General features: G+C 42.3%; 8 protein-coding genes. All 8 read right to left on the bottom strand.

The features are described from left to right. Positions 1-201: 201 nt before the first annotated feature. The 8 genes from PQ578_RS01785 to PQ578_RS01750 all read right to left on the bottom strand — a co-directional run bounded on the left by PQ578_RS01785 (position 202) and on the right by PQ578_RS01750 (position 12,862). Positions 202-1,470, bottom strand: a complete 1,269-nt coding sequence (locus PQ578_RS01785; protein WP_273831928.1) for a glycosyl hydrolase family 18 protein — start codon at positions 1,468-1,470, stop codon at positions 202-204. A gap of 190 nt (positions 1,471-1,660) precedes the next feature. Further along, positions 1,661-5,266, bottom strand: coding sequence for a pullulanase (locus PQ578_RS01780; protein ID WP_273831927.1), 3,606 nt, complete (start codon positions 5,264-5,266; stop codon positions 1,661-1,663). A 409-nt stretch (positions 5,267-5,675) separates the two neighbouring features. After that, entirely contained in the window at positions 5,676-6,392 is a 717-nt protein-coding gene (locus PQ578_RS01775; protein ID WP_273831925.1) for a MurR/RpiR family transcriptional regulator, read from the bottom strand. 152 nt (positions 6,393-6,544) lie between these two features. Continuing rightward, a complete protein-coding gene (locus tag PQ578_RS01770; protein WP_273831924.1) occupies positions 6,545-7,978 on the bottom strand; it encodes an FGGY-family carbohydrate kinase in 1,434 nt (477 codons plus the stop codon). Between the two features lie 13 nt (positions 7,979-7,991). After that, positions 7,992-9,464: an FAD-binding oxidoreductase gene (locus PQ578_RS01765; protein WP_273831923.1), complete on the bottom strand. Its 1,473-nt coding sequence runs from the start codon at positions 9,462-9,464 to the stop codon at positions 7,992-7,994. 39 nt (positions 9,465-9,503) lie between these two features. After that, positions 9,504-10,298, bottom strand: coding sequence for an SDR family NAD(P)-dependent oxidoreductase (locus tag PQ578_RS01760; protein ID WP_273831922.1), 795 nt, complete (start codon positions 10,296-10,298; stop codon positions 9,504-9,506). A 261-nt stretch (positions 10,299-10,559) separates the two neighbouring features. Continuing rightward, on the bottom strand, positions 10,560-11,612 hold the full coding sequence (locus PQ578_RS01755; RefSeq protein WP_273831921.1) for a M14 family metallopeptidase: 1,053 nt from the start codon (positions 11,610-11,612) through the stop codon (positions 10,560-10,562). 62 nt (positions 11,613-11,674) lie between these two features. Beyond that, positions 11,675-12,862 carry a M14 family zinc carboxypeptidase gene (locus tag PQ578_RS01750; protein ID WP_273831920.1) on the bottom strand — a complete coding sequence of 396 codons (1,188 nt, stop codon included), beginning with the start codon at positions 12,860-12,862 and terminating at the stop codon, positions 11,675-11,677. Between the last annotated feature and the right edge of the window lie 48 nt (positions 12,863-12,910).

Raw genomic sequence — 12,910 nt, 5'->3', positions numbered from 1 at the left:
CCCTGGATTTCCCTGTATGATAGACGACCGACTCCCCACATTCGGTTCAAAATGTTCACTATTCAGTAATAAAAAACTAAATTAACCGTAAACTGGTTTAGCTTCAAAACTATAACACAAAAAAGAATCACAGAAAGCACGAGCGCTTTTTGTGATTCTTCGCGTATGATCATACTTATAGGTTATTAATCAAACGTTTGTTTAAGCTTTCAAAACCTGCATGTTCTTCTCCACATACGCCCAGTTCTGCGGAAACGGAAACCGCAATCGCCAATAAGTAGCCCCAAGCAAATCATAGGCTTGCATTTGTTTATATTTCTCTTTGATGCTTTGAATGTCCTCGAACCAAACCACGTGCTCCTGATCCATCAAGTTATAGCTGTATGTTGGCGCTTGGGCTATTTCGTTGTATTGAATAGTAAGCCACCCGTCAATCGCACGATTTTGCGCATTTTCCACCGGAATCATTTCAGCTGGCTTCTCCTGTGCAGGCAATGACCAATCATAGCCGTAAAGACTCAACGCCATCATCACTTTGCGATGATTTATCTGACTCGTCGCATACATTAACATCTCTTCCACCCACCAGACCGGGGCAATCGGCGCCGGTGGACCAATCGCATAGCCGTAGTCAATCGTCATCACTGAAACGATGTCCGCGACCTCACCGACGGCTCGATAATCAAGAAAGCCAACCAGACGATTTGTCGGCATATCGCTGCTTTTCGCGTGCGCATTAAGTTGGAGCGTCAGATTGCCAAGCCCCTTCTTTAGTTCCTGTAAAAATAACGTAAATTCCTTACGCCTTTCAGGTGGCACAAATTCAAAATCAACGCTAACCCCTGCATATCCTTTTTCCTTTACTGTTGTCACGAGATTTTGAACGAGCCTTGTTCTTCTTTCCTTATTTTGAAGCACTGTATCAGCTAGCTCAGCGCTAAACATTTGAACGTCATAATTACTGATAACTAGTAGAGGCTTGATGTCCAGCGCTTTTGCTTGTTTTAAAATGGCGTCATCATTGATTGGAACTAGCTCTCCTTTTGGCGTAAAAGAATACGTAAATACGGCTAAATAAGTAATCGAACCGCTCAGATTGTTCAACGTTTCAACGTAAGGAGAACCTTCGATCGCATCGAAAAAGACGAGCGTTTCCATTTGATACTTCTGCATAGTTGGAATCCTAATTCTCGCGCCGACCAGAAGAGCCGTCGGATTCAACGTCGGGTTAGCAGCCACAATCGCTTGAACGGAAGTCTTATACTGTTGAGAGAGATTCCAAAACGTGTCGCCCTGTTGAAGCTGATAAAATCGTTCAGGTAGATCCTGATCCGGGATATACAGGTTTAATCCTAGAACAAGTCGATCAGACACAAGTCCGTTCACCTTCTGTATTATTGAAATCGGCACACCATAGGCCAATGAAATACGCCAAAGATTATCCCCACTTACCACCGTATGAACCGCCATCGAATCTCCTCCCAAATATGCAGCAAGCTATACTGTTAGTCTATTTCGTGAAGGAGGCGTTCATGAATCCGCCTAGATTCCAAATGACTCTTCGACAAATAGTTACACACTTCGGGTGGTGACAGGCACCAACCGAACCAATCAAGCAATCAAAAAGCCCGGGGCGCGCACCCCGGGCTTGTCCATCAACCTATTCCTCTAATAACTGATCCTTTACTTTCTCACTCACCACTGACTCTCCACCAAGAACATAAAGCTGCTCAATACCAAGTTCATCATAAGCTTCCTCAACAGAAGCGGGAAGTTTGTCAGTCTCTACTAGCAACGATACGCCATCATGTTTCGCAGCAAGAACGGATCCTGATAGGGCGTCTGCAAAGTCCATTCCAGTTGAAATGAAAGCAGCGTTCGCTGATTGATTCAATAAAGCTATATTTGCAGATGTTTCAAAACGATCGGCACCGCCAATTCGTTCAGCATCTGGAAGTTGGTTCATCACTTCGTCAGCCACGACTCCACTACCGCCAACGACGATGCTTTCATCAAAATCTTCTACCACGCGCTTTGTATCTTTCGGTAACTCTTCTTTTTCTGTTAAAAGAATAGGATAGCCATTTTTCGCTGCATAAGGCGCAATGGCAAGTGCGTCAGGAAAACTAAGTCCATTGGCCACAATGGCTTTCTTGGGATCTCCATCGAGACGAGCCGCGATATTTGCAGCCGTTTCAAATCGATCATCCCCACTGATACGCTCTACCTTCAGTCCTAACCCTTTCAACTGATAGGTCACATAATTGGAGACAGCTCCATTACCACCTAGAACAATCGCTTTTGAGGCGCCAAGTCTCTTAATCTCTTTTTGAATATCTCGGTCCATAGAATGAGTTTCTGTCAGTAGAATCGGAGCGTCATATTTGTAGGCGAGCGGTGCACCTGCAAGCGCATCAGCAAAACCATCACCGCGTGTGATGACCACTGTATCTGCTTGCTCCCAGCCTTCTTTTGAAATCTCAATGGCAGTTTCATAACGATCCTTACCGGAAAGGCGCTTATCAACTACCTTTTCACTATCGACTTTTACAATCACAGTCGTTAATGGATCAAGCTGAATGCTATTCTTTGTTAACTCATATCCAGTAGGCTCTGAAACCTTCTTCACACCGGCTTCATCATCGTCAACTAGCACTTGACCTTTCGTTAAATCTTCTTCAAGCGTTAACGTTCTTTTCTCATCATCAGCATTCACAAACACGTAGTACGTGCCGGTTTTATCTGTTGAAATGTTTTTGTAACCAATCGCAAGGTCAGTATCTTTCATTTCAGGCGCATCGACTAGTTGAACATTTGCATCAACTAACTCTTTTGTTCCAAGTCGGAAAGCGTCTGTTGATTTTCTGAGGTCGATTAACCCACTCGTATAAGTCATTGTTTCCTTCTGAATACCTTCTTCCGTTACCGCACTCCAGTCAAACATGTTAATCGCGTCAGTGGAATCATAAGAATCGTGAATAAAATAGGGATGCTCGAACGGCTCACCGTTCTCATCTACCATATACGTTTCTTTTGCTTCTGGCTTTCCTTCGCCTTTCCACTGCTTCGTTCGGCCGTATTCCTGCCCAGCATGTAGGAAAGATACACCCTGGCTCGTCATGATCATCGCATTCCCAAGACGGATCCGCTCCTGAATTTCTTCCTCATGATCAGCAGGGTCTTTCTTAATCGACTGCGCAATGACATCATGAAGCGTTAAGTTGTCGTGCGCTGCAATATATTGGACCACGTCACCAGGATCATCAGCTACAAAATTCCCCGGCTGTCCTTTAATATTATTAAAAATTGTTTCGATATCGCGGGCACCACCGGTTAAGAAACGGGGTTCGCCTTCACTTCCGAAACCTGATTTTAATTCGTTACGAATTTCATCTGAAAAGACGCTTGCGCTATCTGTATGGTCCATCCAATCCTGATCAGCTGGCATCACTTCATTTTCATCGTTTCCATCCCCAACGAACGTTCTCCATCCTTCGCCAAGCATAATTAAATTCGGATTCAATTTTTTCGCTTCATCATAAGCGATTTGAACACTTTCCGCATCAAGATCGCCCATTAAATCAAAGCGAAACCCATCCACTTTAAATTCATCTACCCAGTACGTGATCGAATCGATCATCATTTTTCTCGTCATTTCATGTGTTGTGCCAAGCTTCCCGCCGCCATAGCCGGTTTTCGGATTGCCTTCTTCATCCATGAAATGATAATAGCCGGGCATCAAATCTTCAAAAATGCTAACGAGCGCCGTGTGGTTATAAACAACATCAAGCACAACACCCATATCACGCTTATGAATTTCATCAATAAGCGCTTTTAACTCAGCAATGCGCGCTTCCGGATCCTTTGGACGCTCGGAATACATGCCAGATGGAGAAAAATAACTATGCGGGTCATAACCCCAGTTATAGTTGTTTCCTTCAGAAGAGTAGTCAAGCTCTCTCTCGTCGTTTTCGAGCTCATCTCCAAAGTAATACTTCATCACTGGAAGTAGCTGAACGTGCGTAACACCAAGCTCTTTCAAGTAATCTAGCTTTTCAGCAAAAGAGCTAAATGTCCCAAACTGGGCATCAAGTTCAGATTCAAGATCAGGATCTGATGTAAAATCTCTCACGTGCGCTTCCCAAATAATCGCATCTTCCCGCTTCTCAAATCCTGGAATCGAAGCAAAATCAAGCTTCGGACCAATTGTTGCAGGATTCACAATGGCCGCTTTTCCAACGGTATCTTCATCATCGTCTGTTGATGCAGCCATTGATTTCGCATAAGGATCAAGCCCAATCGTTGTCTCACCATAAACATCGATCTCAAACTGATAATAGTAGCCTGTTAAATCGTTGATATTAGTATTTGATTGATTAAGCGTAATCTCCCAAACACCTTTCTCGCCCTTCGTCATCGCGAGATCTTTCTTGACTAATTTTGACTGATCGTCTTTGTCATAAAGAAGCACAGAAACAGAACTTGCAGGTGGTGACCAGAATTTAAGAGTCGCCTCCCCGTTATCATTAAGCGTGACACCAAGATCATTTCCATCATAAACAAACTCATTATCCACTAGCCGCCAATCAACTAGAGCCTGCTGTTCTTTTTCGTTGTAAACGACTTTATAAGCTTGCGTTAAATCGAGTTCAGAGCCCAAAGTAAGAACAAACTTCTGCCCCTCACTCTCAAGTTTTTCAACTTCAACCTGCTCTCCATCTCCGTCAATCACTTTCACATCGTCAGCGGTTAGGCTCTCAGGCTTTCGATTTAGCAATCCAGTAATCTCGTTTTTCGCTGTAATCGTCGCGCTCGAAATTTGAGTGCTCAATTCCGGCTCTTCTAGATAAACTTCTTCCTGTCCTTGAACTAACCAAAATTCTCTCTCACCAGAAGTGGGAAAAGTACGATCATCAGACGTATCTTTTTGATCACCTTTATGTACGATAAAATTCAAGCCATTTGTAATTTCATTGACGGGAACATCAACGTACATCCCATAGCTCGTTTCCTGTTCAAATGGGACAGGATTTCCCCAATCAACTTTATAGTCAATAGCAGGATTTTCGTCATCTGCATTCCATAAATGCAGTCCCCATCCCTCATAGTTATCATCGGCTCGCTGGTAATGCACACGAATATGGTCTTCTGGTATGACTGTCTCATCTGATATAGATGTCTCTGCTTTCGAGTACTGCGGCGTAGCAAATACTCCTAATACCATTAAGATGACAGTGAGCAATTTCATTAATCGACTTGCATTCAACAAAAATCTCCTCCTCTGGATTAAAAAATCGTCTACTAGGTAAGTAGTGAAACCGTTTGCACAAAAGACTAAAAAAGAGACGGCTTAGTTAAAGCGCTTTCTTCTTTTACCATAACACAATATTTTCATTTTTTTCATTTCATTTCCGATTTTTATGTAAATGGTTATTATGTACTATGTACTAGCTAATCACAATGGAATGGTTTTGATGATATTCATTGCCTTAAAGAAGGCCGAGGAGTTTGGTCAGGCGATTATTGATCTAACTAAAAAGTATAGGATTTAAAACAGAGCGCATATCGATTACATAAGAAAAAGAAGCAGGTCACTTAAACAAACGTTTGATTAAGTGACCTGCTTCCTCTTAATGATTGTATTTTTTGAGATTATAAAAAGATTCATTAACAGGTCACCGCGATCCTCCCCCACTAATCCTCGCAATCACTTCTTCAATAAAAATAAAAAACACCGTTCTCGTTTTTTCAAACGGAAGTAAGCTGCTATCCTGATTAAACTTCGATAAATAAAAAATATAATCGGCCATCGAATTTAACGTGTTCACATACTCCTCTAATACCAGCATGATCGTGGCACCATTCTTCTTCGCTTCAGTAAACAATTTTTCAAAAGAAGAAAATTTCCCTGTCACAGATAGAACGATTAGGAGCGTATCTTCATCCGCCAGGCGACTCGCAAAGTCCTCGCTTTGTGCCACCGTTACATTTTTATCGGAAGAAATGGTTAGCTTATACCCAAAATACTCCGCACTAATAAAAGACGGGCCCAAACCGTAGATAATAATCTTCTTATACTTTCGGAAAACCGAAACAAAATCATCAACAAGGGCAGGATCAAAGTTTTCTAGAAACTGCATTAAGCGCTCGATTTCACTTGATTTCGTTTTCTTTTCCATATGAATCTGCTGGCCGCTAAAATAGAGCTTATACTGCTTAAAGTTATCAAAGCCTAATTTCCGAACGAGCTTCGATACTTTTGACGGAGAGACGTCACAGAGCTCGGCGGCATCGATAATTTTCAACTTATCATTTGTGGCGACAACATCCGCTAGCTTGCTGTGCACTTGTTCTTCTAATTTTGTCAGATGGTTCGTATCTAATTTAATCATCACTCTTCCATTCCTTTCACCTTGCTCCTTGACTCGCGCAGCGAAAACAAGCAACCGCCATTTCCTATTCGAAAATAACGATTGCTTTTCTCTTACACTAATCATGTCACCATGATCAATAGGTCTACCATAACATGATTCCCAAAGAATGCTTACTTAAAAATCGGATAAGAAAGCTTCAATATTTCATCCGTATGCTTTCTAACATTTTTCACAACAGTTTCATTCACTTTGTTATAAAAATCATGATGATCAGAGACCGGTGTGAACGTTGTTTCTGTTTTCACCATTTGTTCAATCGCTTCAGAAAAATCATCGTAAACACCTAAGTACTGAGCAGCACTAATCGCAGCACCTAAACAGGCACTACTGCTCCCCTTCCGTCGATGCACCGGCAAACCAAACAAATCGGCCATAATTTGCATGATCACATCGCTCTTCGAACCGCCGCCAATAACGACAACTTCATTTAGATCCACATCGATTTCTTCTAACATTTCATCAATGTTGTTTTTAATATTGAAGGCAATCGCTTCTAGTATCGAGCGATAAATATGGTATCGTGAATGGCGCTGATCAAAGCCAATCATCATTCCTTTTCGATATGGTTTATCTGGTGATGCTAACCAATCCAAAATCGTAATCAAGCCATCACTACCAACGGGCACTTCTTCCGCCTTACGATTCAAAAACTCTTCCTCTGAAATACCTAATTTAGATGCTTCTGTTACAAGTTCTTCGCCAATTAATTTCTTAAACCAACTAACCGTCCACAATCCCCGTCGAATTCCATTTGATTCATAAACATAGTTGAATGGAATTGATGCAAACGTGGGGAAAAAGCTTTTCGCATCCTCGTAATATTTATCTCTCAATAACATCGAAGAAATAAAAGTTCCAAGTGAAATCATAATGGATTTCTCGCTTTGAATCCCAGAGCCGAGCACTTCCACTGCTTTATCATTTGACGTTGCGACAACTGGAATGCCTTCAGTTAATCCAAACTCCTTCGCAAGTTCGCTACGAATCGAACCAAGCTTTTCACCAGGCTTTACAAGGTTAAATAACATCTCTCTACGTAGACCATTTTCATGAATCACGTCATCATCGTTTGACCAATCCAACGTCTCTCGATCAACCGGCCAAAATACTTCACAGTTCCCAGCTGTATCGTTGTATTCTCCCGTTAACCGAAGTCCTAAGTAACCTGACGTGGTCGTCACATACTGCACGCGATCATCTTCGTGCTCATACGGTTTTGATAAGCGAGCATCCATCCAACTAATGGCCGGATGGGCTAGATTACCATCTTCATTTAGTAAAACGCGGCAGCAACGGATCGTACATAACCCAATCGCTTCGATTTCTTTCGGATCACCGTCGAAATTCGCTAAACAGTTTTTCACACCGTGATAAACACTGTCCCATAAGTCATCGTCTGGATGAATCACGACGCCTGGTTCAGGTGTTAAGGTTTCCCTTAACGCCTGTGAACCGTAGGCGACTTCATTCCCTTCCAGATCAAAGATCACCACTTTTGTACTTTGTGATCCATTATCAATCCCCATGATGTATCGATTCGGCATGGTTTCCCTCCTCTTAGCTTCTAATGTATTTTTTCACTTCGCTAGGTTGAGGGAAAATCGTTCCGTGGTTCATGATTCCTTTTGGATCAAACGCTTCTTTAAGTTTTTCTAACATATAGTAAGCAGAGCCGTGCTCTTCCTTCGTCCATTCAGAACGGTACTTCCCAATACCATGGTGGTGACACATAGAGCCGCCAAGCTTCAACGTTTCTTCAATAATAATCTCATGAATCGGGTGGTGATAAATGCGCATTTCATCTTCTGGTGCACAGTTAATCGTATAGTTGTAAACGAAATACATATTTGTTCCGTTTAAGTAGCTGTGAGAGGAATGGCCACCAAGCATTGTGAGCTCGTCTGCACGATCAAACTCATTTTTAATCCGTTCGATGACGTTGTTATAAAGCTTCGGAACGGTTTCCCAATCAGCCGACACTTCTGTTGTAAAGCCATCATGCGTATTGTCGTCAATCATATCCTGAATTTCACGCTGGATGCGGCTTTCATCCCAGTTCAAGTTGTTAAACCACGATTCAATTAACGAAGAATCAACCTTTTCAACAATACCGGACTGAAACTTTTCAACCGCTTCTTCAATACCAGCGTTTGTTGCTTCTACGATTCCTTTAGGGCCTTCTGCCATGAAAATCAATACGCACTTATCTTTGTAGAAATGACCAAAATGCTGTCTTGCATCTTCTTCAGAATAAACGCGTGCAACAGATGGACGATAACCGTTCACCATTACTTCGCGTAGCACTTTAATTCCTGTTTCGACATCTTTAATCAAGTAGCCGTGGAACGCATTATTCTCTGGATTGTGTTTGAAAATTTTCACCGTTACTTCTGTGATATAACAAAGTGCGCCTTCATTCCCAATCGCAATGTGGCGAATATCCGGGCCGCCAGAACGTCTCGGAACGTTCTTAATCTTTGAAACTTGTCCTTCTGGGAAAACACACTCAAGACCAACGACCATATCTTCAATTGCACCATATAAAGTGGAAAGCTGCCCGATACTTCTTGTTGAAACCAGACCACCATATTGCGCTACTGGCTTCGACTGTGGAGAGTGTCCAGTCGTATAACCTAGCTTACGAAGCTCATCTTCAAGCGTTTGAAGCTTAACGCCAGATTGAACCGTCGCCTGCATATTATACGTATCCATTTTAATAATTTCATTCATCTTAGATCCGTCGATGACGATGGTCGTTTCTTTCCAATTCTCAAGACCACCCTCAGTTCCAGTCTTTCCACTTCTCGGAATCACGTTAATGTTATTTTCATTACAGAACATAAGAAGTGTTTTCACTTCTTCCGTTGAATAAGGAAAAACAATGGCAAGTGGTGCTGGAACGTCGAGTACATTTTTCGTTTTCGCGTACTTCTTGTAACGATCCGCCGATGCATCGTAAAGCGCCTCTTCATTTGTCACAATTTGATCCTCAGAAAGTAAAGAATTCAACTCTTCTAATAGGTTTTTCATAAATGATTCTCCTTTTTTATTATGATAGTTTAATAGAAATTACCGTACGAGATAGCCGCCGTCGACATTCAATAATGTCCCGTTCACATAGTTAGACGCGTCAGATGCTAAGAAAACAACTGCTCCCATCAAATCCTGAATGTTCCCCCAGCGATTTGCGGGAATATGATCGAGAACGCGCTGATTGTTTGCAAGATTTTCTCTCGTACTTCTCGTTACGTCCGTTGCAAAATACCCTGGTGCAATACCATTAACCTGAATGTTGTATTGCGCAAGTTCATCACAATAGGCTTTCGTGAAACCAGCTAGTCCATGCTTTGTGGCTGCATAAGCTGGCGACCACTGTCCTCCGAGATATGAAAATAAGGAGCACGTATTGATAATTTTCCCACTTCGCTGTGGGATCATATACTTAGCTACTTCATGAGACAGTTCAAACGGCGCATTCAAGTTAACTGACACCATTTTATCCCAATGTAATCTTGTGAATTTCGTAACGTCTGGTTCGTTTATGTTAATCCCAGCATTATTGACGAGAATATCGATTTGACCGAAAACGCTTAGGCATTGATCGACAATGGCTTTACAAAAACCGTCTTCTGTCAGATTGCCAACCATTAAATAATAGTGAACGCCTTCCGCTTCAATGAGCTTCCTTGTTCGATCATCGTCTTCTGTCATACTAACGGCAAAAATATTTGCCCCAGCCTTCGCAAGCGCAAGCGCCAACCCCTGACCAATTCCTGAATTACCACCAGTAATAATGGCTACTTTTCCCTTCAAGCTAAAAAAGTTCATATTAAAATCCGTAATGTCATTTATTTCGGGGTTCATCCTCAACCTTGCCACCTTTCGGAATGGTTTAACTACGTTTATTCTAATCTTTCAGAAAATAAAAGGCAAGGATTTTTAGAGAAATTTCTCTAAAAATACAATAAATAATTTACTTAAAAGAAAATTTTCCTTTATGATCATTTGCAAATGCGAATTTAGCTTCTTTTCTAAAACTCCCTTTTTATAATTAAAAAAGCAGCTACTCTATTAAATAGAGTAGCTGCTTTCAGTTAATATCCTTAATGGAGTATCGATTCTCCCTTACTCCCCATCATAATTACTATCAGGAAGCGTATCCCAGAAAGACGTGTCTGCTGAATCAATGGAATCGTCTGCAAGCGCATCAAGACTTGCCTTCATCGCCGTTACGGCCTGTTGAATCAAGTAACCATTGCTTTTCTGTCCGAGCACATAATCATCACGATAATGATCGGCCATGCCGCGCATTTCAAAAAGAAGCGTTGCAATGCCATATTCCATCGCTAGCCCGTTTCGGCTAATCGTCGGTGCACTGCCGCCTGGATACTTGGACAGCAGTCCATAGCCTTTGGCTTCTACCGCGTTATATACGACAGCACCAAGTTCCTTCGACTGTTCCACGACTTCCGGATCGACAGTCTCATTTGTTGGATACAAAATTGATCCAGATACCAATTCACCCGTGTCACCTAATGTTGTTTGAGTTCCTTGATGATGCAGGTCAATCATGTAATCCGGAGAATATTTTTGTAACACATTTTCATGAAGCGCCTTCGTTTCAGGCTGCTCTCGATCAACATGGTCACGATTCAGATCCACTTCGTTGGCGTTATAGCGCGTATGCGTGCCAGAAACATAGTCTTCTAATGAAAAATTCACATCACCTTCTGCCCCGTCGACATTTAGTCGTGGTGCAATCAGCACATTCACGTTATCCAGGATGTTCTGCACGTCTTTTCCGTTCGATGATAAATACTTAATTACCTCAAGGGCACCTTCCGTTGTTAACGTTTCATTCCCATGCTGCTGCGTTAGGAATAGAATTGTTGGGTTATCTGGATCCATGTTACCAAACTTCGCAAGGTAAAGGTCTCTTCCTTTAACGGACTGACCGTACACCTCGAGCTCCAGGGCATCTGAACGCTGCTCAATTTTTTCTAAAAAGCTCACCATTTCTTCATAAGAATGCAGGCGCTCATTCTTGATCGTTTCATTGCCGCCATAGTTTGGCCCATTCGGTCCATTCTCTCCGGCTAGCGCGGTATTCCCTGTTAAAAAGGATCCAGACACCAGCATCGTTCCTGCTACTGTTAACGTTAGAATTTGTTTTTTCACCATTATCCTCCTAAAAATCACATTCGCTATTTTTGTTTTTGCTTATATTTCGTCAAAAACTCTTACCGTTCTGTTAATGGGATCTCATCATATTCATTAGGATTAATGTCATAAACATTCCCGCTCGTCACACCATCAATAATTCCATAAAGCCCAATTTCAACAGCCTTAATAAGTCTTCCTTTTTCCTTCTGACCGTAGCTTTGCGTTTGTCCCGTCACTTCAAACAGCACAGCGCCGCTTCCATTAAGGGCGAATGAACCAAGTGCAGTTCCTGGTAAATCCAAACCTTGTGGATACAGCGTAATATTGTCAAATGGCGAATCGCCTCGATCCTGCAGGGCATTATATACGGAAACATTAAGCTGCTTTGAGAAATCACCATCGTATGTATCAGCATACTCACGGTATTTCGCACCATCTTCACTGTCTGGATCTGGAACAAAATCTCCTGATATTGAAAGCGTCACTTTATCATCCGTTCCTTCAACGAAATATTCTCCTTGATGATGCAAGTCAACAAACACATCGACTTTACCAAACTCGTTCATCAATCCTTTATACACATCGCGAACGGTTTGCGCTTCAGGTGTAATGTACCAGCCAGGATTCGAAGAGTTACTCGGAAAATCTTCAGGTTGCGGCACATAATCAAGATCCGGATTGAAGTCACGATTCACATCAAAGCCGGGATTTGATGCGTAGTCCCAATATTGATTCGTATACGTGTAGTAGTTCCATGATGGAGACGCACTAGCGAGCTGAGGAAAATCAGTTACGACCTCACTCCACGACATGTCGTTCCCACGACGATTTAATTCTGTCGCATCTGGATTCACCATTGGCATCGCAACAATGGTCACTTCCTCACGTATTTTCTTAGCTTCTGGCGAATTCGAGCCAAGCTGCTGCAGCAAATTCAATAGTGCTGCCGTTCCCGTCTTTTCGTTTCCATGAATCTCACTTTGGACGAGGATCACTTTGTCTCCTGACCCAACCGTTGCTGTATAAATTTCACGGCCTAGATTCGAATAACCAGCCACTTCCACATTCACCTGTCCCTGGCTGCTCCGATCAATTTGCTGAAGCTTTTTGCTGAGCTCCGCATGACTAATAAAACCAGAGATTGCGTATTCCTGACTTTGCGCTTGAACAGGTTTGTCGTTCGGTGCTGCCATCGAAGGGCTAGCAAAGACGGATGAAAGTAAAAGCGTGCTACATAAGACGGTTAACTTCTTCTTTCGACTCATTTCATTCCTCCTCGGTTTTAATAGACTCTACCATTCACCAATTCTCGC

The organism is Guptibacillus sedimenti (genome assembly GCF_028610665.1).
Classification (GTDB): Bacteria; Bacillota; Bacilli; order Bacillales; family Guptibacillaceae; genus Guptibacillus; species Guptibacillus sedimenti.
This window is presented reverse-complemented; position numbering and strand designations above follow the sequence as displayed.

Excerpts from the sequence above, each read along its gene's own strand:
- PQ578_RS01785 (WP_273831928.1), bottom strand. The coding sequence starts at position 1,470 with ATGGCGGTTCATACGGTGGTAAGTGGGGATAATCTTTGGCGTATTTCA.
- PQ578_RS01775 (WP_273831925.1), bottom strand. The coding sequence starts at position 6,392 with ATGATTAAATTAGATACGAACCATCTGACAAAATTAGAAGAACAAGTG.
- PQ578_RS01770 (WP_273831924.1), bottom strand. The coding sequence starts at position 7,978 with ATGCCGAATCGATACATCATGGGGATTGATAATGGATCACAAAGTACA.
- PQ578_RS01765 (WP_273831923.1), bottom strand. The coding sequence starts at position 9,464 with ATGAAAAACCTATTAGAAGAGTTGAATTCTTTACTTTCTGAGGATCAA.
- PQ578_RS01760 (WP_273831922.1), bottom strand. The coding sequence starts at position 10,298 with ATGAACCCCGAAATAAATGACATTACGGATTTTAATATGAACTTTTTT.
- PQ578_RS01750 (WP_273831920.1), bottom strand. The coding sequence starts at position 12,862 with ATGAGTCGAAAGAAGAAGTTAACCGTCTTATGTAGCACGCTTTTACTT.